The following is a 24280-nucleotide window of genomic DNA, read 5'->3' on the forward strand; positions in this document are numbered from 1 at the left end:
CCATCAATCCTCAAAGAGCAAACTCAATGAACTTCCAATCCCGGTCACAGCTTTCATCCGCACAGCGGCAATTGCCATTCGATTGCATCGCCCTGCTGTTGCAGGGCGGGGGTGCGCTCGGTGCCTATCAAGCCGGCGTCTATGAAGCCTTGGCCGAAGCCAGCATTCATCCCGATTGGGTCGCCGGCATTTCGATCGGCGCGATCAATGCCGCCATCATCGCCGGCAATCCGCCGGAGTCCCGCGTCGACCGTTTGCGCGATTTCTGGACCCAGGTCACTTCGACGGCGCCGTGGGAGTGGTCCGCTCTCAGCGATTGGGCAAAGACCGACAGCACGCGCAACCTCATCAACCAGATGAGCGCCGGTCTTGCGGCCACGTGTGGCGCAATGGGCTTTTTCTCCGCCCGTCCCATCCTGCCCTGGCTGCAGCCCGGCGGAGCCAGCGATGCGACCAGCATCTATGACACGCGCGCGCTCAGGACCACGCTGGAGCGCCTGGTCGACTTCGATCGTCTCAACGCCGGGCTGACCCGCTTCAGTGCCGGCGCCGTCAACGTCCGAACCGGGAATTTCGTCTATTTCGACAACACGACACATACCATCCAGCCGGAGCACATCATGGCCAGCGGCGCGCTGCCGCCCGGCTTTCCGGCCGTCGAAATCGAGGGCGAGCACTACTGGGACGGCGGCCTCGTCTCCAACACGCCGCTGCAATGGGTGATCGAAACTGATGCGCCGCAGGACATGCTCGCGTTCCAGGTCGACCTCTGGAGCGCGCGCGGTCAACTTCCGCGCAACATGGCCGAAGTCGTCACGCGCCACAAGGAAATCCAGTATTCGAGCCGCACGCGCGCCAGCACCGACCAGTTCAAGCGGGTGCAGCGCCTGCGGCGCGCGCTGACGGATCTGCTCGGCCGGCTGCCGGAGGATCTCACCCAGCATGAGGACGTGAAGCTGCTCAGCACCGCGGTCTGCCGCAACGTCTACAACATCGTTCATCTGATCTATCGCGCGCGCAATCACGAAGGCCATTCCAAGGACTACGAGTTCTCGCGGCTGTCGATGCAAGACCATTGGCGCGCCGGCTATCACGATGCGCTACGCACGCTGCGCCATCCCGAGGTGCTCGCCCGGCCTACGAGCCCCGACGGGGTCTTCACCTTCGATCTCGAACATGACGGCCGCGAATAACCCCAACCCATCGCCTGGAGAGAACACTGATGCGCGAGACTGATGTGAAGCAACGCGCCTTCGCCATGCCGCTGACCAATCCGGCCTATCCGCCCGGGCCGTACCGGTTCGTCGATCGCGAATACCTGATCATCACCTATCGCACCGATCCAGCCAAGCTGCGAGCCGTGGTGCCGGAGCCGCTGGAGGTCGACGAGCGAGAGGCTCTCGTCAAATACGAGTTCATCCGCATGCCCGATTCCAATGGCTTCGGCGACTATACGGAAAGCGGGCAAGTCATTCCCGTCTGCTTCCGCGGACGCAAGGGCGGCTACACGCACTGCATGTTCCTCAACGACGAAGGACCCATTGCCGGTGGGCGCGAGCTATGGGGCTTCCCGAAAAAGCTCGCGCAGCCGACGTTGAGAACCGAGATCGATACCCTGATCGGCACGCTGGATTACGGCCCGCTGCGCGTCGCGACGGGGACGATGGGCTACAAGCACCGCGAGGCCGATCTGACGAAAGTCAAGGCAGCGCTCAGCGAACCGAACTTCCTGCTCAAGATCATCCCGCACGTCGACGGCAGCCCGCGGATCTGCGAGCTCGTTCAATACCGGCTCGAGGATGTCGTGCTGAAGGGCGCCTGGACCGGGCCTGCGGCCCTCGCGTTGACGCCACACGCGCTGGCGCCCGTGGCCGAACTGCCGGTACTCGAGATCATCTCCTCCGTTCACATTCGCGCCGACCTCACGCTCGGCCTCGGAACGGTGGTGCATGATTATCTGCGGCAACCGGCGCGCGGCTCGATCCGAGCCGGTGAGAGGGCCCTGGTCTTTTGACGCCAGTTGCGCGTCGCGTCCGGGGCGACGCACAGATCCTGCGCGCACGTTATGAAGAAGCATATGAGATGGACATTCTGGGCATGTGTCCTGTCAAGCAAGCCAACCGGAACGAGACCAGGCACTGTCTCCAGCTCAACTTCGCGGAAGATGACCGTCATGCGAACGCCCTGCGCGTCTGCGAGGCGCTTTTCAGTGAGGATGTGCTGCCACGCGATGCCGAGCCGATGGCCCCGAGCGACTTCTACGCAGCGATTGCCTCCGGACCATCTCCCACTCGGCCAACAGCCAGGGACGAAGAGGTAACGTTGCTTCCCTTTCTCGCGGCCTGAGCGACCGCGCATCAAACGGCGAGGCAATTGACCCAGGTCAACACGAGCAAAGCCGGGCCCGGACATCATCCGGCTCGAACAGTCACGGAGACGATCATGTCAGAACAAAGCAGCATGCATTTTTACCTGAATTGGGCCAAGGAGCGCATCGACGAAATGGACGCCGCCCTCGCCTCGTTCGAGGTCAAGGCGGGCGAGGCCAAGGCGGAATCCAAGGTCAAGGCCGAGCAGATCATCGCCGACCTGAAGAAGCGCCGCGACGAATTTCAGGTGCAGCTCAAGGCACAAGCCGAAGCCGGCGAGGCAGCCTGGGCACGCAACAAGACAGAGCTCGAAAAGCAGTGGAACGGCTTCGAGGCGCAGATGAAGGTTTACTTCGAGAGCGCCGGCAAGCAGCTCGAGCAGCAGCAGGCTACGTTCAAGGACATCGCCGCCGCGCAGACGAAGGCTTGGCGCGAGGCCGCCGACAAGTTCCGTGAGGCGGCTGGCAAGGTCGCCGCAACCCATACCGGGGATTTCGATGCGGCCCTCAAGCAGATGAAATCCGATGCGTCAGAGGCGGAGGCACGTCTGCAGAAGCTGAAGCAGGCTGGCAGCGAGTCGTGGACGGTGCTGGGCGCAGCGCTCGCCGAGTCTCGCAAGGCGTTCGATCAGGCCAATCAGGCGGCTTGGAATGCGCTGAAGGGCTCTGGCGCGAGGTGAAGCTCAACCACGGGCCGGCAAATCCCCCCGGGACCTCTGCACCGATCGGCTTGCGAATTTCGGAAGGCCGACATTTCCAGACGCGGATATCTCGGGGCGGACGCCATGCGTTTCGGTATCAAACCGACACGAGAGCTCCGCTTTCCGCCGCGCGCTTGACCGCGTCGATCACCCCGAGGGTTTTCAACCCTTCGCGCCCGCTCACCACAGGCTCGGCCGTACCGCGGATAACCCCGCAGAAATTGGCGATCTGCAGGCCAAGCGGGTCTTCCTTCTCGTAGCTCAACCGCTCGCGCTCGATCGGCGCCCACCAGCTCGCCTTGCTTGGGTGATGCCATAGGTCGAGTTGCGGAATGGCCAGCGATGCCCTCGTGCCGCCGATCTGGTAGCACGCCTCCTGCGTATGGGTGTAGGCCGGGTTCTCACCGGCGGTGAATTCCCAGCTCCAGGGCGACTGGATGGTATCCGAGACATTGACCGTTCCAAGCGCGCCGGAGGCGAAGTGCAGGATGATCACCGCGGTCTCCTCGACCGCGTTTCCGCGCAGCCGATTGGATTGCGCGGCTTGCACCGCGACGATATCCCCGCACAGGTACCGCAACAGGTCGACATCGTGGATGAGATTCAGGAAAACAGGCCCCGCCCCTTTCTCGCGGCGCCAGGCCACGTCGAAATAGTCGTCCGGCTTGATCAGCCAGAACATGCCATGCACCGACACGATCTGGCCGAGCCGGCCGCTGTCGATCTCCGCCTTGGCGCGCTGGATCATCGGATTATGCCGGCGGTGATGGCCGGTGAGCAGCGGCACGCTCGCCCGCTCCGAGGCTTCGACCAGCCCCTGCGCAGCGACGATCTCATCCGCCAGCGGCTTCTCGATCAGCGCCGGGATGCGAGCTGCGATACAATCCATGCCGTTGGCCACGTGCATCTGGTTGGGGGTGGCGACAACCACCCCCTCCGGCCGATTTCCGGAGAGCATGTCCTGAAACGACGGAAACCAGTCCACCTTCAGCGATGCCGCCAGCTCTCGGGCCGCCGGCATCGGATCGACGATTGACGACAGCGTCGCCTCCGGCCGCGCGAGAACGTGCTCGATGTGTCGCTTGCCGATGAGGCCCGCTCCCATGACCGAGAGGCGGACGGGTGCGCTCATGCGATGCTATCCCTTCGTCTCATCAAGCAGCTTGGCCACACGCCGCAAGCCGAGCAGGTACCCTTGAGTGCCGAAGCCTGCGATGACCCCATCGGCCCGTTTGGAGATAAACGAGTGGTGACGGAATTCCTCGCGCTTGTGCACGTTGGAAATATGCACCTCGATCACAGTGCCCTCGAACGTGTTCAAAGCATCCAGGATGGCGACCGACGTATGGGTGAAAGCTGCGGGATTCATCACGATCCCGGCAGCCGTCTCGCGCGCCTCGTGGATCCAGTCGATCAACTCGTATTCCCGGTTGGATTGATGGAAGCGAATCTCCAGGCCGAGCTCCTTGCCCAGCGCCCGACAGTCCCGCTCCACATCCGCAAGCGTCTCGTGACCATAGATGTGGGGCTGGCGCTTGCCGAGCAAATTGAGATTTGGGCCGTTGAGGACGTAAACTAGACGACTCATAAGAGGACTCCGTTCAGTGATGGGCGAGGATTTCGCCAAGGAACTGCCTGGTGCGGGCATGCCGTGGATTGCGGAAGAACGCCTCGGGCTCGCCTTCTTCGATGATCTGGCCTTCAGCCATGAAGATGACCCGGTCGGCGACCTGGCGGGCAAAGCCCATCTCGTGGGTGACGCAAATCATGGTCATGCCGTCATTGGCGAGGCCGATCATCGTATCGAGCACCTCCTTGACCATCTCAGGGTCGAGCGCCGAGGTCGGTTCATCAAACAGCATGACCTTGGGCTGCATGCAGAGCGCGCGCGCGATCGCCACACGCTGTTGCTGTCCGCCCGAAAGCTGAGCCGGATATTTCTCGGCCTGGTCGCCGATGCGAACGCGCTCGAGATATTTTCGCGCGGTCGCTTCCGCCTCGGTCTTGCCGATGCGGCGCGCGCGGATGGGCGCGAGCATGCAGTTCTGCAGGACAGTCATATGCGGAAAGAGGTTGAAGCTCTGAAAGACCATGCCGACGTCCTGACGTACGACATCAATGGCCTTGATGCTGTCGTCAAGCCGATGACCGTTCACCACGATGCTGCCCTGCTCGATCGCCTCGAGACGGTTGATACAGCGGATCAGCGTCGATTTGCCTGAGCCGGACGGGCCGCAGAGCACGATCTTCTCGCCCTTGCGCACGATGAGATTGACGTCACGGAGAGCCTGGTACCCGCCGTACCATTTCTGCACGCCCTTCATTTCGATCAGGATATCGTCCTGCATGGATTCGGCTCCGATATCGGACGGCGGCCAACGCGGATCGCGCGTCGGCCGCTCGCAATGGCTACTGAACTGTGAAGGGAACGCCGGGGACCGAGTCCGGGAAGATCGGCACGGGCGCCTTCATCCATTTGGCGTAGAAGCTGGCCAGCTTGCCGTTCGACTTGATCTGGTCGATGAACTTGTTGGCCGTTTCGTTCCACTCCTTGTCCCCGAGGCGGGTGCAGGCCCCGTTATACAGAGCGGTGAAGTGAAGCTTGGGCTCGAACCCGAGCTCCGGCTTTGCGGCGTTCAGGCGCTGCGGGTAGAAGCTGTTCGCGCCGACGGCCTGCACCTGGCCCGAGAGCAGCGCCTGGATCGTGGCCGCATCATCATCAAACCTGCGGATTTCGGTGCCCGCCGGAGCATTGTTGGTGACCTGGGTGTCCTGCGTGGAGGATCTCGGAACGCCGATCACGAACTTGGCCATGTCGGCATTGCTGTTGATCGGGGTTGCCTGGGCCGCCACCAGCGTAATCTCGTTGGCAACATATGGCTTGGAATATTGCACCGCCTTTGCGCGCTCGGGCAGCATGGCCATGGTCGCGAACAGAATGTCGACGCGGCCCGTGGTCAGCGCCGGAATACGATTGGCCACCGCGAGCGGAACGAACTCGGCCTTCACGCCGAGATAGTCGGCGAAGGCGCGGCCCATGTCGGCGTCGATGCCATCCTGCTTTCCCGAGCTGTCGACATAGCCCCAGGGCGGATTGTCGCCCTGAATGCCGATGACGACGACGCCCTTCTTCTTCACATCGTCCAACGTGCCGGCCTGCGATTTGCCTGCGATGGCGACGGCCGCCAATGCCAGCAGCGCGGCTCCGAACTGGCGACGACTACGTGAAAACAACATAAGTATCTCCTCCTGGTGATGGCTGTTTGTGATTGAATAGGTGCGCCGTTGCTACCTTTGGCTGGCCAGGGCGAGCCTGGCCTCCATCCGGCTGCCCCACCATGACAGTGGCCAGCAGAGGATGAAATACATCGCGCCGACCACGCCGAAGACGAGCAACGGCTGGAAAGTCTGGTTCGATACGATTTGACCGGCGCGGGCGAGTTCGATGAAACCGACGATGGCGGCGAGCGACGTGCCCTTGATGAGCTGCACGAGATAGCCGATCGTCGCGGGCAGCGAGATGCGGATTGCCTGTGGCAGCACGATGTCGCGCATGCGGGATGAATAGTGCAATCCGAGCGCCATCGCCGCCTCGGTCTGGCCACGCGGCACAGCCTCGATCGCGCCGCGCCAGATCTCGCCAAGGAACGCGGAGGCATTCACGGTGAAGCCGATCGCCACCGCGACGAAGGCGTCGAGCTTCAGCCCGGTGAGCGCCAATCCATAATACACGACGAAAAGCTGCAGCAGCAGTGGCGTGCCCTGGAATATCCCGATGTAGATGCGGGTGGCCCATTCCACGCCCTTGTGACCACAGGTGCGCAGCAATGCGACGGCCAGCCCCGCCGTGCAGCCGCCAACGAACGCGACCAGCGTCAGCAGCACCGTCCATTGCAGCCCACGCAGCAGGAAGCCGAACTCGGGAAGACCAAAATGCGGTGTCATGATCGCCCCCTCAGCGTGTCGGATAAGAGAAGAAGCGGTGAGAGATCGCCGCAAAGCCCAGCATCAACAGCCAGGAGATCGCGAGATAGAGGAAGGTGACGGAGAAATACACCTCGAAACTACGGAAGGTATCGCTTTCGATGCGCTGGGCAACCGACGTCAATTCGTAGGCTGATACCGCCGAACAGATCGACGAGGTCAGCGTCAGCATGATGAACTGGCCCGTGAGCGAGGGGTAGATCGCACGAAGCGCGGGCTTGAGCACGATGAACCGGAACACCTGGCCTTTGTGCAGTCCGAGCGCGTAGCCGGCCTCCACCTGTCCTTTATGAATGGACTGCACCCCGCCGCGGATGATCTCGATGGCATAGGCGCCGCCATTGACACCGAGCGCGATAATGGCGGTCGCGGTTGGATTGAGCTTCAACCCGATCAGCGGCAGCGCGAAGAACAGAAAGAAGATCTGCACCAGGAAAGGCGTATTGCGCACGACCTCGACGAAGCCGATCACGACGGCCCGCAACCAGGCCGCTTTCGAATCGCGTGCCGCGACGCCGGCGACGCCGATCACCATCGCGAGCGTCATGCCGGCGAGCGCCAGGCCCAATGTCCCCACGCACCCCCACAGCAGGGCGGGCATCGCATGCCAAACCACCGAGAAATCGAGCGTATAGCCCATTAAGCGTTTCCTCTCGGGCGTTGTGCGTGCCGCTCGCCCATCGGCCAGACATCACCCACCCAGGGATGCAAAAGTGGCGAAGAAGACGTCCGGATCAGGTGAGATGTCCGTGAACAGACGAAATGCTTCGGTGCCCTGGAAGATCGCCATGCCGCCACCGTCGACGGTGCGGCAGCCGAGGCTACGTGCCGTGCGCAGCAGGGCGGTTTCCAGCGGGAAATAGACGATCTCGGCGACCCACAGATCGGGACGCAGCAGATCCGTCGGCAGCGGCGTGCCTGGATATTTGTCCATGCCGATCGGCGTCGCGTTGACGATTCCGTCGGCGGCAGCGACGTACGCGGCAACATCCTGGCCAGCCCTCAAGCGCCCCTCCGCAAATCGGGGAGACAAGCTATTTACCAAACTCTGCGCTTTGGCCAAGTCGACATCGACAATGGTCAGTTCCCGCACGCCGAGCTTCATGAGCGCGAAAGCAACCGCCGCGCCCGCTCCGCCCGCGCCAAACTGGACGACCCGACCGAGCGGCGCACCCTGCATGTTGCGGCGAAAGTTCTCGGCAAAGCCGAACCAGTCGGTGTTGTGGCCGGTCATTCGACCGTTCCTGATGACCACGGTGTTCACGGCACCAAGCGCCTCGGCGTCGGGCGAAAGCTCGTCCAGGAGTGGGATGATGGCCTGCTTGCAGGGATGGGTCACGTTCAGCCCGTCAAAGCCCATCCGCTTTGCCGCCATCAGCAATTCGGGCAGCGCTTCTGCTCCAAGTTTCAACTCAGTCAAGTCAATCTTCTTGTAGAGATAGCGGATGCCGGCGGCGTCAGCAGCCGCTTCGTGCATGGGCGGAGTGCGCGACGCAGCAATGCCGCTGCCGATCAGGCCGACAAGGAAGCTGGGTTTGGGATGCATATTCGGTATCGCCCTTCAGCTCAAGGGGATGGTCAGTTCGGCGATGACCTGACCCGTACTCGGCCGAACGCCGCGCCACCAGGCAAAAGCTTCAGCGGCCTGCTCGACCAGCATGCCGACGCCGTCGGCCAGCTTGGCGACGCTTTCGGCGCGGGCCGCTTGCAGAAAGGGAGTTAGCCCCTTGCCGTAGGCAAGTTCGTAGGCCAGTTTTGCACCGCGAAAGACATTGCGCGGAAGCGGCGGCATCTCGCCGCGCAGGCTGGCCGACGTCGCGTTGACCACGACGTCATAGCCCTCGGCAAGGTCGGCCAGCTCAGTGTAGCCGCTGACCATCAGGGGGCCGCAGCCCGCAAACTCTTCGGCCAATGCGACCGCCTTCGACAGCGTTCGGTTGACGAGAACCAGCTCGGACGGCTCCTGGCGCAGGAACGGCAGCAGCGCGCCACGCGCCGCCCCTCCAGCCCCGAGCATCAGGACGCGCCGGCCGGCCATCGAGACGCCGAGATTTTCCGTGATGTCCCGTACAAGGCCGATCCCGTCGAAATTCTCGCCAATGATCCGATCGCCGACGAACTTCAGGCAGTTTACGGCGCCAGCTCGGTCGGCGCTCTCTGAAAGCTCGTTTGCGTAGGCGAAGGCATCGAGCTTGAACGGCGCGGTGATGTTCAGCCCCTTGGCGCCCTCTGTCCGGAACTGATCAACCCGTTCGTTGAAGCCATTGAGGGGCCCCTCGATCGCCTCATAGACAAGGTCCTGTCCTGTCATCCTGGCAAAAGTGCCATGGATGAGAGGTGATTTGCTGAAGCCGATCGGATTGCCGATCACCGCATAACGGTCGCTCATCGCTCACTCCTGCACTGCGCGTTCGTTGTAGAGCACGCCGTCACGCACCATCGCCTCAACGAGATCGGCCGACAGGCCCAGCGACTGCGCAATCCGGCGATTGTCCTGGCCCAGCAGCGGCGCCGGCGTACGCACGGTGGTATCGCAATCGGAGAACCGGAACGGCAGGTTCGGCAACGTCACCTTGCCGAGCACGGGATGCTCCTGCTCGACCAGCATGCCGCGCGCCTGAATCTGCGGATCCTTCACGACCTCCTCGATGGTCTGCACGGGAGCCGACGGCACACCTGCTTCGTCGAGTGCGGCAAGACAGGCGTCCCGAGAGGGTTGCGACAGCGTCCAGGTGCGCACAATCTCCATCGCTTCGGCGTAATGCGCGTTGCGCGCAGCAGGCGTGGTGAAGCGTTGGTCGGATGCCAAATTGTCTCCCCCGATCAGGCTCGCCAATCGTCGCCAAGCATCGTCGACTTGCGCAGCGATGACAAGATTGCCGTCCTTGGCCGGAAACACGCCGTAGACGGTCGAGTCCGGCTGACCGCTGCCGGTCTGCTTCGGCAGGTCGGTCCCGCCGGAGAGGAAGTAGCGCTGCACGGCATAGTCGTGCATCGAGACCATGCAGTCGTACAGCGCGAGATCGATATGCTGGCCGCGACCGGACGACGCGCGGCCGACCAGCGCGGCATTGATCGCAGCCACGCCGTGAATGCCGGTATACATGTCGGCCAATGGCATCCGCAGCAGCGGCGGCGATTCGCCGGGATTGCCCAGTTGCGCCAGAGCGCCCGACATCGCCTCTGCGATCAGGCCGAAGCCCGGACGATCGGCATAGGGACCGGTGTGGCCATAGGCGGAGACCGAGCAGTAGATCAGTTTGGGATTGCGCGCCGACAGCGCCTTGTAGCCGAGCCCGAGGCGATCGAGCGCGCCGGGGCGATAGTTCTCGATGAAGACATCGGCCGTGTCGACCAGCTTCATCATCATGTCCAGACCGCGCTTGTCGCGCAGGTCGATGCACAGGCCCTGCTTGCCCATGTTCTGCTGCAGGAAGTAGCCGGATTGTCCGTCCTTGAAATAGCCATGGGCGCGGCCCGCATCGCCTTGCTTGGGACGCTCCACCTTGATGACCTCAGCGCCCATCGCGGCGAGGCAACGCCCCATGAACGGGCCTGCCAGGAAATGGCTGTAGTCGATGACGCGAATGCCTTTGAGCGGCAGATCTTGTGCGGTCATGCCTGCTCTCCCGCGGCGTTGGTCTTCGGGCGCATCGGAATCATCAGGCGGTGCTCGCCGAGCTGCACCACTTCGCCGCGCTGATTGATCAGCTCCGAGGGCAGCACCACGATGCCCCACCCTTCGCGCTTCGTGGCGCGCATCGAGCCAACGCGGAACTTGACGTGCACGGTGTCACCGAGCTTGATCGGCAGCTTGAAGTCCCAGGTCCAGCCCAGCGACATTCCCGGAAGGAAGCGGTAGTCGGCGCGGGTCTTCAAACCGTCGGCCAACGACAGGCCAAACAGCCCGTGCGCGACGCGCGTGCCGAAGGGCGTGGTCTTGGCGTATTCCTCGTCGACATGAACAGGCGTGAAATCGCCTGTCAACTCGGCATAGGCATTCACCATTGCTTCGGTGACCGTCACCGCGGGGGTGACGCATTCGTCGCCGACCTTGGCATCGTCCCAGTAGCGCTCATCGCTCATGTCGCGTGTTCCTTTAGGCCCGTGGATTGATCGCCAGCGCCGCTTCCACGGCGCCCGCGCTGGCTTGCAAGATTTCGACGTTCAGCCCGCCCGGCAACTCGAGCCAGTTCGGCCCGGCGGGCAGCGCTTTGGCGCCCCACGCAGCAGCACGGGCGAGCACACCTTCGTAGTCGTCGACCATGATGCCGAGATGGGCGAGACGCCCCTCCGGTCCGACGAAGTTCGGATCCTCGATGAGTTGCACGCTTCCGAGCACCCATACCTGGCGCGGGCGCGCTCCTTCGGCCGCTTGCTCGTCGCGGATACCGAGGCCAAGCACCTGGCGGAAGAATTCGACGTGGCGGTCGACATCCGGCACCCGGATGGCAACGTGTTCGACATAGGCGCGGGGGAGCGTCATCGCCTCAGGCCTTTCCAGGGTAGTCGGTGCGGGCATATTCCAGGCCCTTGACCAACGCAACGATGGTGGAATTCACGGGGGTCGGCATGTTGAGCTTGGCGCCCCAGCGCACGACCGAGCCGTGAATGTAATCGACCTCGGTCAGATTGCCCGATTGCAGGCTCTGCAGCATCGACGTCTTGAACTCGGGCGGCAGCCCGGCAGATGCCATGGTCCACGCGCGGCGCGGATCGGTGATCGAAATCTTCACGCCTGCGGCCTGCGCCACCATGATGCCCTCGGAAATCGCCGCGAGCGCACACTCTTCCAGGACCGGCAGTGAATAGAGGCCGCCATAAGTCAGCCCGGTGACGGCGGTGATTCCTCCTCCGGCGACGTTGATGAACAGCTTGTCCCACATCGTGCCCAGGATGTTGTCGCTGAGCAGCGTGAGAATGCCGGCGCGATTGAACGTCTCGGAAATCCGCTGTGCGCGTTCGGTCAAGCCTCCATCGAGCTCGCCGATGATGGTTTCCTTGCCGACCACTCCGGAGCGAACATGACCCGGGCCGAGCAGCACGCCGCCAACATAGGTCTTTCCTGCCATGACCCTGTTACGACCGACTTCCTCCGCAAGGATGTCTTCGTGGCCAAGGCCGTTCTGCAGCGACATCACGACCGTCTGCGGCCCGATGATCGGCGCGGCCGCCCGGATCGCATCCCGCGTGTGGTAGGATTTGACGAGGACGATGACGAGGTCCGCCACCCCACCGACCTCGGCCGCGGAGGTGCACGCGGTGACCTTTGCAATGCTCTCGACATCGCCTTCCAGCATGCGGAGGCCATGCGCATTGATCGCTTCGACGTGTGCACGGAACGGATCGATCAGGAAGACGTCTGCCCCGCCCCGCGCCAGCGTGCCGCCGATCGTCGAGCCCAAAGCCCCCGCTCCGACAAAGCAGATTCTCATCCGAACGCTTCTCCCTGCGCAACTTTTGGCGTTGGAAGCCCGGATAGCAGCCGGCGGAACATTTTGATATGCTATGGGACTTATATTGATTATTGTGAATCGCAATGACGCGTCGTGACCTGCCCCACACCAACCTGCTCGACCCCCGCCTGCTCAGGCTGTTCGACGCGCTGTTCACCACGGGCAGCGTCACCAAGGCGGCCGAGAGGCTGGGTCAAAGCCAGCCGACGGTGTCGATCTGGCTTGCCCGCCTGCGGCAGGTACTCGACGATCCGCTGTTCGTCCGTTCGCCGGAAGGAATGCTGCCGACGCCTCGGGCCGAGGCGCTTATCGGCACCGCAAGGCAGGCACTGGAAATGCTGCGGCGGCTGGCCGAGCTGCGCACGGACTTCGATCCTGCCACCGCCAAACGGCGCTTCAGCATCTGCATGACGGACGCGAGCCATGTGACGCTGCTTCCAGCCATCCTCGCCCATGTTCGCCGCGTCGCGCCGGGCATCCGGATCGAGGCGGCGCAGATCGGCACGGATACTCCTCACATGCTTCAATCCGGCGAGGGCGATCTCGCGCTCGGCTACATCTCCGATCTTGATGCCGGCCATTTCCAGCAGGCGCTGTTTCCGCAGGATTGGGTCTGTTTGGCGAACGCTCAACATCCTCGCATCAAGGACCGCATCACGCTAAGAGATTTCAGGCGTGAGGCTCACGTGCTCATTCGGTCCGGCACGGGGCATCAGCTGCTCGCTGACGCCTCCCGCGAACAGGGGATCGAGCGGGACATCGCGCTGGAGCTGCCGGGCTTTCTCGGCCTGCCCGCGATCGTCGGAACCACCGACCTGATCGCCACGCTGCCGCGCCACATCGGCGAAACCCTGGCACACTATTACGGGCTGCGCGTGCTCGCGTGCCCGCTACCAATCCCCAGCTTTACAGTCAAACAATACTGGCACGCCCGATTCCATCATGATCCCGCAAGCCAATGGTTGCGCGGGGTTTGCGCCGAGCTTTTCCAGCAACAGGACGTCCGCGGCCTGCATCGCTCAAGCCGACCGCCGAGACGCAAGCCGACTTGACTGGCGGCCATCGTGCTGACCGCGGAATGGGTCGTCTAGCATGGGAATTGCATAGTTCCTGAGCAAAACGGATTGCCTTATGAACCTGATCAGTCTCGATATCCGTATGCTCAGATCGTTGATCTCGGTTGTCGAGACCGGCAGCATCACCGAGACTGCGCGCCGGCTCGGCCGCACTCAACCGGCCATCACCTTGCAGCTGCAGCGGCTGGAGGAGCTGACCGGCAAGCAGCTCTTTCTCCATGGCGGGCGCCGGCTCACGCTGACCGAGGATGGCACCACGGTCCTGACCTACGCCAAGTCCATCCTGCGGCTGCACGACGAGCTGATCTCGCAGCTCGCCTCGCAGGAGATCGAGGGCCAGGTTGTCCTCGGCACGCCGGATCTCTACGCGGCCTTCATGCTGCCGTCGATACTCAGCGTATTTCGCAAATCCTTTCCGCGTGTACAGGTCGAGCTCAACTGTGCGCTCTCGACGCCGCTGGTCGGCCTCGTCAAGCGCGGCGATGTCGACATCGCGCTCGTCACCCGCATGAATGATTTCACCGGCGGCCAGGTGGTCCGCCGCGAGCAGCTCGTCTGGATGACCGGCGAGCAATCCGCCGCGCATCAGGAACGGCCGATTCCGCTCGCTCTGCTGCCCCCGGGCAACATCTATCGCGACTACGCGATCGACACGCTCGAGCGCGCGAACCTGCGCTGGCGCGTCGCCTGCGTCAGCGAAAGTGTCGGCGGCCTGCAGGCCGCCGCCTTCGCTGGCATGGCCGTCACCGTGCTCGGCCGCAGCGCGCTGGTCCCGGCGATGCGCGAGATCGGATCCAGCGAGGGATTGCCGCCGCTGCCGAAGATCGAGCTGCTACTCTACAAATCGAGCGGCGCCACCTCAAAGGCGGCGACCGCTCTGCATGACTACCTCGCGCACTATTTGCGCCTCGACGAAGAGCTCAGCGGCCGCGGCATTCCGATCGAGCTGGGCTAGGCCGCCCAACGCTCGAAAACAACCCCATGCACAGTAGAACGGCCCTTGATTGCAAAGGGGTTTTTCGCGCGCTGGCGCTTCCCCCTCCGACTAGCGCAACGCAACCCGCGGCCAGAATTTTGCCCAGGGCTGCGCCTGCTCGAAGGCGGCCGCGATACGGAAGATTGTCGGCTCGTCGAGCCAGGGCGCGATGATCTGAAGCCCGATCGGCATGCCGTCGCGGTCGAAGCCGCAGGGCAGCGTCGCCGCCGGCAGACCGGCGAGATTGATCGGCCAGGTGAAAGGCGACCAGCCGAGATGCGGATCGACCTCGCGGCCGTCGATCTTGCCGACGCCGATCTGCCCAGCCTCGAAGGCGGTGACAGCGACGGTCGGCGTCACCAGCGCATCGACGCGCTCGAACAGCTTGACGAAGGCACTGCGCGCCTGGCCGCGGCGGTAGCTCGCTTCGATATAATCCGTGCCGCTGTAGCGGCGGCCGGCGCTGACGATATTGCGATAATCCGCTTCGGAGCTGGCGAGATCGGCCGTCGTCTTGGTCGCGACCGCAGCGGCTTGTTCGGTGAAAGCGATGGGCTTCAGAGTATGCTCCAGGATGCCGGGGTCGAGACCGGGGCCATCCATGGTGACCTGCGCGCCGCAGGAATCGAGAATGGCGAGCGCCTTGCCAAAGGCCGCGCAGACGTCAGGGCTAACGGCGGCATAGCCGAGATCGGCGCTGGCGCCGATGCGAATGCCGTCCAGCCGGCCCGCATCCGTATCGAAGCGGCGCGCGGACACCGGAAGGCTTGCGGCATCGCGCAAATCGTAAGCAGCGATGATCTCCAATGTCAGCGCGGCATCCGCGACCGTGCGCGTGATCGGCCCGGTATGAGCGAGCGAGGCCCAGGACGGCGGCGAGAACCCAGGTGAGCGCGGCACGAGGCCGAAGGTCGGCTTCAGCCCGAACACGCCGCAGAAGGACGACGGCACCCGGATCGAGCCGACGCCGTCGGTGCCGATCGCGATCGGGCCACAGCCGGCGGCGACGCCTGCCGCCGCGCCGCCGCTCGATCCGCCGCTGGTACGACCGGGATTCCAGGGATTACGCGTGATGCCGGTGACGGGGCTATCCGCCGTCAGCTTGTAGCCGGACTCACAGGTCGTGGTCTTGCAGGTGATGATTGCGCCCGATGCCTTCAGCGCCGACACCACGGCGGCGTCGGCATCGGGCACAAAGCTCGTGTTCATCGGCGAGCCGGCATAAGCGGGCACGTCCGCGACGAAGACGAGATCCTTGATCGTGACAGGGACGCCGGCGAGCGGCCCCCTGGCTTCACCCGCGCGCATCTCCCTGGTCAGACGATCGGCTTCCACCCTTGCCTGCTCATACATCGGTGTCACCACCGCATTGCAGGCTTCATCCGTGGCTTTGAGCGCGGCAATGGTGTCGTCGATGACATCGCGCGGGGTGAATGCCTTGCGCCGATAGCCGGCCATGATCTCGGTTGCAGAAAGCGCGCCAAGGCCAGTCGGCGCCGGCGGGAAGGCCGCTCGGCCGGAACCATCAATCATCATCAACCCTTAGAGAGCTAGCTGAGCGCCGCGTCGACGGCGCGCTTGGCCATCACCGTGACGAGATGCGCACGGTAATCGGCTTCGGCATGGATATCGGAGGTGAGGCCGTCGGTATTGATCTTGATCGCCGCAATCGCGGACGGATCGAAATTCTCCGACAACGCCGACTCCATCGGCGGCACGCGGAACACGCCCGGACCCGCGCCTGACACGGCGACGCGGACGCCATCGGCGAATTTCGCGACGAACACGCCGACCAGCGCATAACGCGACGCCGGTGCCTTGAACTTTGCGTAGCCCGCTTTCAGGGGCACGGGGAAACGGATCGCCGTGATGATCTCGCCCGGCTCGAGCGCAGTCTCGAACAGGCCGAGGAAGAACTCGTCGGCCGCGATCTCGCGCTTGCTGGTGACGATGGTGGCGCCAAGGCCGAGCACGCCGGCGGGATAGTCCGCCGCGGGATCGTTGTTGGCGACGGAACCGCCGATGGTGCCACGGCTGCGCACGGCGGGATCGCCGATCATCGAAGCCAGTGCCGCAAGGCCCGGGATTTTCGTTTGCACCAATTTTGAGGCCGCCACCACCGCATGCGGCGTCATTGCGCCGATGGTGATCGTGGTGCCGTCGTCGGCAATGCCCTTGAGGCAGCCCAGCTTCGACAGATCGATCAGCGCAACCGGGCTCGCCAGCCGCTGCTTCAGCGTCGGGATCAGCGTCATGCCGCCGGCGACGAGCTTGCTGTCCTCGATCGAGGTCAGCAGCTTGGCGGCATCCGGGATCTCATCGGGCTGGTGATAGGCGAATGGCTTCATTGTTGTCCTCCCTATTCCGCCGCGCCCGGCAGCGACGCGTTTTGCAGCAGACGCCAGATCCGGTTCGGCGTCGCCGGCATGTCGACGTGAGTCACGCCGAGATGCGACAGCGCGTCGACGACCGCGTTTATGACGGCGGCCGGCGAGCCGATGGTGCCGACCTCGCCGCAGCCCTTCACGCCCATCGGCGTGTGCATGCAGAGCGTCGAGTGGGTCTCAACCTTCATCATCGGCAGATGATCGGCGCGCGGCATGCAGTAATCCATCAGCGAACCCGACAGCAGCTGGCCGGAGCCTTCGTCATAGACCGCGTTCTCGAACAGCGCCTGGCCGACGCCCTGGACAATGCCGCCGTGAAGCTGCCCTTCCACGATCATCGGGTTGATGACCGTCCCGACGTCATCGACTGCGGTGTAATTGACCAGCGTCACCGTGCCGGTCTCCGGATCGACCTCGACCTCGGCGATGTGGCAGCCGCCGGGATAGGTGAAGTTGACGGGATCATAATAGGCCTGCTCTTCGAGTCCCGGCTCCAGCACTTCGAGCGGATAATTGTGAGGCACATACGCGGCGCCTGCGATCTCCTCGAAGGTCTTCATGCGGTCGGTACCGGCGACGGAGAACCTTCCGCTTTCGAAGTGAATGTCGGCTTCCGCCGCCTCGAGCAGATGTGACGCGATCTTCTTGCCCTTGGCGATCACCTTGTCGGTCGCCTTCGACAGCGCCGCGCCTCCGACCACGAGGGAGCGCGAGCCATAGGTGCCCATGCCGAACTGAACGCGATCGGTATCGCCGAACACGATGTCGACATTCTCGAAGGCGACGCCGAGCTTGTCCGAGACGATCTGCGCAAAGGTCGTCTCGTGGCCCTGGCCGTGATTGTGGGTGCCGATCATGACCGTGACCTGGCCCGTCGGATGCACGCGCACCGTGGCGCTCTCGTAGAGGCCACCGCGCGCACCGAGGCGTCCAGCGAAGCGCGACGGCGCAAGGCCGCAAGCCTCGACATAGGTGGAGTAGCCGAGCCCGCGGAACCTGCCCTTGCGCGCGGAAGCTGCCTTGCGCGCACCGAAGCCCTTTACGTCGGCCGCGACCAATGCGCCGTCGAGGCAGCCCATGGGATCGCCGGAATCGTACTGCACCAGAACAGGCGTCTGATAAGGATACGCCTCTTTCGGAATCATGTTGCGGCGGCGGATCTCGACGCGGTCGATCCCCATCTCGCTTGCCGCAACATCGACGATACGTTCCAGCACGAAGGTCGCCTCGGGCCGGCCCGCGCCGCGATAGGCGTCGACGGGGACGGTGTTGGTGAAGACCACTTTCACATTGCAGTAGATCGCCGGCGTGGTGTAGACGCCGCTGAGCAGCGGGCCGTAGAGATTGGTCGGAATGTTCGGCCCGAAGGTCGAGAGATAGCCGCCCATATTGGCAAGCGTGTTGACGCGAAAGGCGAGGAATTTTCCGTTTTCATCCAGCGCCAGCTCGGCCTCGGTGACGTGGTCGCGGCCGTGGCGATCGGAGACGTAGCCCTCCGAGCGGCTCGCAACCCATTTCACCGGCCGCTTGACCCGCTTGGCGGCCCAGGTGATCACGGCCTCCTCGCCGTAGTGGAACTGCTTGACGCCGAAGCCGCCGCCGACGTCGGGTGCGACCACGCGCAACTTGTGCTGCGGGATGTTCAGCACCAGCGCGCCCATCAGGAAGCGCACGACGTGCGGAAACTGGCTGGTGGTCCACAGCGTGAAACGGTCCGTGCCAGGCTCATACTCCGCGATCGCCGCGCGCGGCTCCATGGGATTGCCGATCAGGCGGTTGTTGACGAGGCTCAGTCTTGCGACATGCGCGGCCTTGCGGAACGCAGCCTCCACCGCGGCCTTGTCGCCGAGCTCCCAGTTGCAGCAGATGTTATCAGGCACGTCGTCGAACAGCTGCGGCGCACCGGGCCTGACGGCCTCGAGCACGCCGACCACGGACGGCAGCACCTCGTAATCGATCTTCAGGAGCTCGGCTCCCGCATTGGCCTGCTCCGGCGTTTCCGCGATGACGAAGGCCACCATGTCGCCGACAAAGCGCACCTTGCCCTGCGCCAGCATCGGGAATGGCGGCTCCTTCATCGGCGTGCCCTTGGCGTCCGTGATACCCCAGCCGCAGGGCAGCGTGCCTAGGCCGTCGGCCTTGACGTCGTCACCGGTCAGGACCGCGATCACGCCAGGTGAAGCCAGCGCCGCGCTCTTGTCGATGCCGCGCAGCACCGCATGACCATGCGGCGAGCGCACGAACACGCCTGATGTCATGCCGGGCCGTTTGATGTCGGAGACGTAATTCCCGCGGCCGGTGAGGAAGCGCTGGTCTTCTTTCCGCTTCGGTGCAGCGCCGATGCCGATCACATTGCCCATGGTCACTCTCCCTTGGCGGCGTTCATGGCGGCAGCGCCTGCCATCACCGAGACGACGATGTTCTGGTAGCCGGTGCAGCGGCAGATGTTGCCTTCAAGGCCATGGCGGACGTCGGCCTCGGTCAGATCAGGCTTCTCGGTCGCGAGTGCGACCGCCGTCATCAACATGCCCGGCGTACAGAAGCCGCATTGCAGACCGTGATGCTCGCGGAATGCCTCCTGCATCGGATGCATCTGGTTCGAGCCGGGCGCACCTTGCAGGCCCTCGATGGTGAGCAGCGTCGCGCCGTCGAGCGCGGGCGCCAGCAGCGTGCAGCTCTTCACCGGAAGCCCATCGAGATGGACCACACAGGCGCCGCACTGGCTGGTATCGCAGCCGATATGGGTGCCCGTGAGATTGAGCTGTTCACGCAGCAGCTCGGCAACGAGCGTTGCCGGCTCGACATCGACAGTGGTTGGCCGGCCGTTGAGGGTGAAGGATATCTGCACGGTCATACTCCTGTGCGCGACGGGGCTTTAGGCAAGTGGCAACGCGCTGCCGGTGGCCCATGTGGCCATGACGACATCGCCGACGGTGAAGGGATCTGCGAAGAAGGTCTTTTCCGGCACGTAGGCGACGAACTCGTCATCGGGCACGGTGTCGAGCATGACCTTGACGAAATAGCCCTGGTATTCGATCGCGAGCACGCGGCTCGGCAGGGACGTGGTATAGCCTGATGGCAAGTCCCTGCCCGGCCTGACAAGTGCGACATCGTCGCGGCGCACTGCGATATCGACCTGGTCGCCGACGTTGACGGTGGGTCGTGCCTGGAGCGGCACCTCGATGCCGGAAGGTGCCGCGAGCGTGAAGCTTGCACCGTTGACCTTCTCGACCCGGCCCGACAGCACATTCTGGCCACCCATGAACTCGGCGACATAGCGGTCGTGCGGATGGGCATAGACGTCGCGCGCGGCACCCGCCTGCTTGATCTTGCCCTGCTCCATCACCACCACGAGGTCGGCAAGCGCGATCGCCTCGAGCTGGGTGTGTGTGACGTGGATGAAGGTGATGCCGAGCTCCTGCTGCATCCGCCTGAGCTCCTGGCGCATCTGAACGCGGAGTTGCTCGTCGAGCGCGGAGAGCGGCTCATCCAGCAGCAGCACGCGCGGCTCGGTGATGGCAGCGCGCGCCAGCGCAACACGCTGCTGCTGGCCGCCGGAGAGCTGCGCCGGCAGACGATCGGCGAACTGCGTCAGCCGTACCTTTTCGATCATGGCATCGGCGGCGCGCAGGCGATCGGCCTTGGACTGGCCGCGGACACGCAAGGCAAAGGCGATGTTCTCGCGCACGGTCAGATGCGGGAACAGGGCGTAGGACTGGAACATCATCGCAGTACGGCGCTGCACCGGCGCGAGCCCCACAACGTTCTGGCCGCCGATCACGATCTCGCCGGCTGTGGGGTCCTCGTGGCCGGCAATCATGCGCAGGATCGTGGTCTTGCCGCAGCCGGACGGGCCGATGAAGCAACAATAGGCACCGTCGTCGATCCTGAGATTGACGCCGTCGACCACGTTAGTCACGCCGTCAAAGCTCTTGCAGACACCGGCCAGTTCGATATCGCCGCGATCGTTCTTCATTCCTAACCCTTTGCCCGGCTGCCGCGCTTCTTCTGGATCAGTACGATGGTGCCGAGGCTTGCACCGATGACGATGAAGGAGACGATTGTGGTCACCGTGCCCAGCGCGTAGAGCGAGGGCGAGGTGACGTTCAGCGTCATGCTCCAGATCTCCAGCGGCAGCGTGTTCAGCGAGCCCGCGGTCTGGAGACTGCGTGCGAATTCGTCGTAGGACAGCGTGAAGCCGAACAAGGCCACCGCGACGAGGCCGGGCGCCAGCACGGGGATCATCACCAGCCAGACCGACTGCCAGCGGCTGGCGCCGAGATCATAGGCCGCCTCCTCCCAGACATGGTTGAAGCGCGACATCACCGCGAACATCACCAGCACCCCGAACGGCAGCGTCCAGGACAGTTGCGCGCCGAGCGCCGAGGTGTACCAGCTCGCGTTCAGCCCCAAGGCCTGGAACAACAGACCCGTGCCGAGGCCGAGCACGAGGCCGGGCGCCACCAGGCTGCCGATCATCACGTAGAAGACGACGGTGTCGCCGCGGAAGCGCTTGCGAAAGCCGAGACCGGCAAGGAACGACACCACCACCGTGATGATGGTGACGATGACCGCGAGCTTGATAGAGCGGTCGAAAGAGCCTTTGACGTCTCCGGTCCGCACCTGGGTGAAGAGATCGACGAACCAGTGCAGCGATTGTCCCTTCATCGGGAACACGAGGCCGCCGCGGATGTCCTGGAACGACAGGATGTAGATGCAGAACATCGGGCCGTAGAGCGCGAACACGTAGGCCGCGAACAGCGTCGCCAGCACGTAGAAGGTCCAGGGACGGCCGCCCTTGCTCGGCGCAATGGCCTTGGTCGATGCCGGCACCACCGTCTTGGAGGTCTCGGTCTTGGGCATGTCGGCAAGAATCGCGCTCATCGCGTGATCTCCTGCCTGATGTCGACGGTGCGCAGGATCAGCGAGACGATCGCAACCAGCACCAGTGTCAACAGCACGGCGCTCGCCGCTGCGGTCGGATATTGCAGCACGCCGACGTCCTCATAGAACGCGCTGACCACGGAAGCCGAGCCGCCGCCGGACATCACCTTGACCACGAAGAAGTCGCCCATCACGATCGAGACCACGAAGATGGTGCCGAGCGCGATGCCGCTCTTGGACATCGGCACCACGATCAGGCGCATGATGTCGAGGCGGCTGGCACCCGCGTCGATCGCGGCCTCGATCAGCTTCTTGTCGATCCGCGCCATGGAATTGAAGATCGGCACGATCATGAAGATCGTGAGCTGATGGACATAGGCAATGACGACAGCGAGGTCGGAGAACAGCAGAATTTCCAGCGGCTGACGGATCACGCCCATGGCGAGCAGCACCTGGTTGATCAGGCCTTCCTTGCCGAGCAGCGGGATCCAGGAAATCATTCGGATGATGTTCGAGGTCCAGAACGGCACGGTGCAGAGCAGGAACAGGCCGATCGCCAGCAACTGGTTGCGGACGTGAAACACCAGGAAATAGGCGACGAAGAAGCCGATGAGCAGCGTGAATATCCAGGTCAGCACCGTGAACTTGATGGTCGCCAGATACAACTTCAGCGTCAGCGCCGAATGCAGCACCTCGACATAGCTTGCCAGCGTGAAGCCGGGCGTCAGCCCGCCAAACCCATCGGTGGCAAAGAAGCTCGCGGCCAGCACGACCAGGATCGGCGCGACGAAGAACGGCACGAGCACCAGGACCAGCGGCGACACATAAAGCCAGCCGGCGAGATTGGCGCGTGATGGGGTTTGACTGGGCTGCATCTCGACAAACGCCTTCGGTCCTTGTCGCCGGCGCGTCGCCGCGCCGGCTCTCGCTTACGTCAGGGGAAGCAGGTTTCAGGCCACTTTGAAGTCGTTCCAGCGCTTGTTCATGTAAGCCGCCTCGTCCATCAGCGTGTTCCAGCACGAGATGTTCTTGACGCGGTCGAGGAACGAGCCGCCGTCACGCTTGGTGCCGACCTTCTCCATCGCAACACCGTAGGGATCATTGACGACTTCAGGTGCGGGCTGGCCCTCGTACCAGAACGCCCATTCGGCCGGCGTGAGGAATTTCTTCGCGGTCGACGGCACCGGACTGTAATAGCCGTAGCGTGCGACGAAGCCGCCCTGCCAGCCGGACAGATACCAGTTGAGATATTCGTAGGCGGCGTCGAGCTTCTTGCCGGAAAGGTGCTTCATCAGGCCCATGCCGTTGCACCAGCCGCGATAGCCTTCCTTGCCGTTCTTGACGTTCACGGGCGCGTAGACGCAGGGGATTTCCTTGACGCGCACCGCGGCGACTGCCGGCGACCACATCGACTGGATCACCACCTCGCCCGCGGCCATCAGCTGCACCGACTGGTCGAAGGTGGTCCAGGTCGCGCGGAACTGGCCCTGCTTCTTCAGCTCGATCAGCTTGTTGCAGGTGAAGTCGATCTCCTCCTTGGTCATGTTGCCCTTGTTGCCGTACTTGATCAGCCCGGCACTCTCGAAGCAGAGCGCGGCGTCCATGATGCCGATCGCGGGCACGTCGAGGATCGCGGCCTTGCCCTTGAATTTAGGATCGATCAGGTCCTTCCACTCGGTCACTTCGTGGCCGACGAGGTCGGGGCGATAGCCGATGGAGTCGGCGTTGTAGACCTGTGGCAGGAAGGTCGCCCATTCGGTGACGCCGTCGTTCAGGTCGGTCGCATCAGGCTTGGCGATATACATGGCCTCATAGGGCGAGATGCCCTGGCGCGGAATCTTGTGGCCGTCGATCTCGCCCTTGGTGAAGATCGGCAGGATGTTGTCGAATTCCTTGATCTTCTTGACCTCGATGCCCTGGATGACGGCACGCTTGGCGGCGAGCTTGGCCTGCCAGCCCTCGAGATCGGCGATGTCGACCGTATTAGGCTGGCTTATGAAGCGGTTGATGGCGGCCGAGGTGTCGAGATTCTGCATCGTCACCTTGAAGCCGAGATCCTTGGCGGCCTGGTCGCCGATCGCCTTCACCACCGAATAGGAGACGCCGACATGGCGCAGCTCAATGTCCTTGATCTCCTGCGCCCAGATGGTCGGGAATCCGCGGATCGCGTCCGACCCCGCGGCTGCGCCCGCAACTGCAGCCGCACCCTTTAACAGCGTGCGTCGGCTCAGCTTTTTCGCAGACTTGACGTTCGCCTTGACCCCCGTTTTGGCCCCCGTTCCCGCCGGATCGGAAGTGAACGTCCCCTTCGTCTCATCAGACATGGCAACCCTCGTTGGTTACGATGAACGCTCGCACCGATCGCCATTGATCGGCTGCGGATGTGATCCACGCGCGAGGCTAGGGGCGGGAATTTGCGAAGTAAAATTGGAAGTAAAAATTCGCGAC

26 protein-coding genes are annotated in these 24280 nt (G+C 63.6%); 6 read left to right on the forward strand and 20 right to left on the reverse strand.

Annotation, left to right across the window (positions count from 1 at the left end; all coding sequences use genetic code 11):
* The first annotated feature begins 26 nt into the window (after window positions 1-26).
* The 4 genes from XH80_RS29195 to XH80_RS29210 all read left to right on the forward strand — a co-directional run bounded on the left by XH80_RS29195 (window position 27) and on the right by XH80_RS29210 (window position 3048).
* Window positions 27-1193 carry a DUF3734 domain-containing protein gene (locus tag XH80_RS29195; RefSeq protein WP_271601554.1) on the forward strand — a complete coding sequence of 389 codons (1167 nt, stop codon included), beginning with the start codon at window positions 27-29 and terminating at the stop codon, window positions 1191-1193.
* A 29-nt stretch (window positions 1194-1222) separates the two neighbouring features.
* Window positions 1223-2014, forward strand: coding sequence for an acetoacetate decarboxylase (locus XH80_RS29200; protein ID WP_271601555.1), 792 nt, complete (start codon window positions 1223-1225; stop codon window positions 2012-2014).
* Between the two features lie 68 nt (window positions 2015-2082).
* Entirely contained in the window at window positions 2083-2346 is a 264-nt protein-coding gene (locus tag XH80_RS29205) for a hypothetical protein (RefSeq protein WP_271601556.1), read from the forward strand.
* Between the two features lie 96 nt (window positions 2347-2442).
* Window positions 2443-3048 carry a hypothetical protein gene (locus tag XH80_RS29210; RefSeq protein WP_271601557.1) on the forward strand — a complete coding sequence of 202 codons (606 nt, stop codon included), beginning with the start codon at window positions 2443-2445 and terminating at the stop codon, window positions 3046-3048.
* Between the two features lie 118 nt (window positions 3049-3166).
* Here the strand turns inward: XH80_RS29210 and XH80_RS29215 are convergent, their stop codons facing one another.
* The 12 genes from XH80_RS29215 to XH80_RS29270 all read right to left on the reverse strand — a co-directional run bounded on the left by XH80_RS29215 (window position 3167) and on the right by XH80_RS29270 (window position 12488).
* Window positions 3167-4201, reverse strand: a complete 1035-nt coding sequence (locus XH80_RS29215) for a Gfo/Idh/MocA family protein (protein WP_271601558.1) — start codon at window positions 4199-4201, stop codon at window positions 3167-3169.
* A 6-nt stretch (window positions 4202-4207) separates the two neighbouring features.
* On the reverse strand, window positions 4208-4657 hold the full coding sequence (gene aroQ, locus XH80_RS29220) for a type II 3-dehydroquinate dehydratase (protein ID WP_220001223.1): 450 nt from the start codon (window positions 4655-4657) through the stop codon (window positions 4208-4210).
* Window positions 4658-4670: 13 nt separating this feature from the next.
* A complete protein-coding gene (locus XH80_RS29225) occupies window positions 4671-5417 on the reverse strand; it encodes an amino acid ABC transporter ATP-binding protein (protein WP_271601559.1) in 747 nt (248 codons plus the stop codon).
* A 61-nt stretch (window positions 5418-5478) separates the two neighbouring features.
* A complete protein-coding gene (locus XH80_RS29230) occupies window positions 5479-6306 on the reverse strand; it encodes a transporter substrate-binding domain-containing protein (protein WP_271601560.1) in 828 nt (275 codons plus the stop codon).
* Between the two features lie 51 nt (window positions 6307-6357).
* Window positions 6358-7014 (reverse strand): amino acid ABC transporter permease, encoded by a 657-nt coding sequence (locus XH80_RS29235; RefSeq protein WP_271601561.1) that lies wholly within the window; start codon window positions 7012-7014, stop codon window positions 6358-6360.
* A 10-nt stretch (window positions 7015-7024) separates the two neighbouring features.
* Entirely contained in the window at window positions 7025-7693 is a 669-nt protein-coding gene (locus XH80_RS29240) for an amino acid ABC transporter permease (RefSeq protein ID WP_220001160.1), read from the reverse strand.
* Between the two features lie 51 nt (window positions 7694-7744).
* Window positions 7745-8599, reverse strand: coding sequence for a shikimate dehydrogenase (locus XH80_RS29245; RefSeq protein WP_271601562.1), 855 nt, complete (start codon window positions 8597-8599; stop codon window positions 7745-7747).
* Between the two features lie 15 nt (window positions 8600-8614).
* Window positions 8615-9442: a shikimate dehydrogenase gene (gene aroE / locus XH80_RS29250; protein WP_271601563.1), complete on the reverse strand. Its 828-nt coding sequence runs from the start codon at window positions 9440-9442 to the stop codon at window positions 8615-8617.
* A 3-nt stretch (window positions 9443-9445) separates the two neighbouring features.
* Window positions 9446-10672: a CaiB/BaiF CoA transferase family protein gene (locus XH80_RS29255; protein ID WP_271601564.1), complete on the reverse strand. Its 1227-nt coding sequence runs from the start codon at window positions 10670-10672 to the stop codon at window positions 9446-9448.
* Window positions 10669-11139: a MaoC family dehydratase gene (locus XH80_RS29260; RefSeq protein ID WP_057751134.1), complete on the reverse strand. Its 471-nt coding sequence runs from the start codon at window positions 11137-11139 to the stop codon at window positions 10669-10671. The genes XH80_RS29255 and XH80_RS29260 overlap by 4 nt, the downstream gene beginning before the upstream one ends.
* A 13-nt stretch (window positions 11140-11152) precedes the next feature.
* Complete coding sequence (locus tag XH80_RS29265) at window positions 11153-11539, reverse strand: VOC family protein (RefSeq protein ID WP_271601565.1); 387 nt, start codon at window positions 11537-11539, stop codon at window positions 11153-11155.
* Window positions 11540-11543: 4 nt separating this feature from the next.
* Window positions 11544-12488, reverse strand: a complete 945-nt coding sequence (locus XH80_RS29270) for a ketopantoate reductase family protein (RefSeq protein WP_271601566.1) — start codon at window positions 12486-12488, stop codon at window positions 11544-11546.
* Window positions 12489-12592: 104 nt separating this feature from the next.
* Here XH80_RS29270 and XH80_RS29275 point away from each other — a divergent pair, with 104 nt between their 5' ends.
* Together XH80_RS29275 and XH80_RS29280 are read left to right on the forward strand one after the other, a co-directional pair.
* The gene (locus XH80_RS29275; protein ID WP_271601567.1) at window positions 12593-13561 is read left to right on the forward strand and encodes a LysR family transcriptional regulator; all 969 of its coding nucleotides are present in this window, start codon (window positions 12593-12595) and stop codon (window positions 13559-13561) included.
* A gap of 79 nt (window positions 13562-13640) precedes the next feature.
* Complete coding sequence (locus XH80_RS29280) at window positions 13641-14540, forward strand: LysR substrate-binding domain-containing protein (RefSeq protein WP_057751146.1); 900 nt, start codon at window positions 13641-13643, stop codon at window positions 14538-14540.
* 90 nt (window positions 14541-14630) lie between these two features.
* Here XH80_RS29280 and XH80_RS29285 read toward each other — a convergent pair whose 3' ends face one another.
* The 8 genes from XH80_RS29285 to XH80_RS29320 all read right to left on the reverse strand — a co-directional run bounded on the left by XH80_RS29285 (window position 14631) and on the right by XH80_RS29320 (window position 24156).
* The gene (locus tag XH80_RS29285; protein WP_271601568.1) at window positions 14631-16094 is read right to left on the reverse strand and encodes an amidase; all 1464 of its coding nucleotides are present in this window, start codon (window positions 16092-16094) and stop codon (window positions 14631-14633) included.
* 17 nt (window positions 16095-16111) lie between these two features.
* The gene (locus XH80_RS29290) at window positions 16112-16909 is read right to left on the reverse strand and encodes an FAD binding domain-containing protein (RefSeq protein WP_271601569.1); all 798 of its coding nucleotides are present in this window, start codon (window positions 16907-16909) and stop codon (window positions 16112-16114) included.
* A gap of 11 nt (window positions 16910-16920) precedes the next feature.
* A complete protein-coding gene (locus XH80_RS29295; RefSeq protein ID WP_271601570.1) occupies window positions 16921-19308 on the reverse strand; it encodes a xanthine dehydrogenase family protein molybdopterin-binding subunit in 2388 nt (795 codons plus the stop codon).
* 2 nt (window positions 19309-19310) lie between these two features.
* Window positions 19311-19802 carry a (2Fe-2S)-binding protein gene (locus XH80_RS29300; protein ID WP_194479802.1) on the reverse strand — a complete coding sequence of 164 codons (492 nt, stop codon included), beginning with the start codon at window positions 19800-19802 and terminating at the stop codon, window positions 19311-19313.
* A 21-nt stretch (window positions 19803-19823) separates the two neighbouring features.
* On the reverse strand, window positions 19824-20924 hold the full coding sequence (locus XH80_RS29305; protein WP_271601571.1) for an ABC transporter ATP-binding protein: 1101 nt from the start codon (window positions 20922-20924) through the stop codon (window positions 19824-19826).
* A gap of 2 nt (window positions 20925-20926) precedes the next feature.
* Complete coding sequence (locus XH80_RS29310; protein WP_271601572.1) at window positions 20927-21832, reverse strand: ABC transporter permease; 906 nt, start codon at window positions 21830-21832, stop codon at window positions 20927-20929.
* Entirely contained in the window at window positions 21829-22707 is an 879-nt protein-coding gene (locus tag XH80_RS29315; RefSeq protein WP_271601573.1) for an ABC transporter permease, read from the reverse strand. The genes XH80_RS29310 and XH80_RS29315 overlap by 4 nt, the downstream gene beginning before the upstream one ends.
* 75 nt (window positions 22708-22782) lie before the next feature.
* The gene (locus tag XH80_RS29320; RefSeq protein WP_271601574.1) at window positions 22783-24156 is read right to left on the reverse strand and encodes an ABC transporter substrate-binding protein; all 1374 of its coding nucleotides are present in this window, start codon (window positions 24154-24156) and stop codon (window positions 22783-22785) included.
* Window positions 24157-24280 lie beyond the last annotated feature (124 nt).

Origin of the sequence: Bradyrhizobium sp. CCBAU 45384, from assembly GCF_028128665.1 — a bacterium.
Lineage (GTDB): Bacteria > Pseudomonadota > Alphaproteobacteria > Rhizobiales > Xanthobacteraceae > Bradyrhizobium > Bradyrhizobium manausense.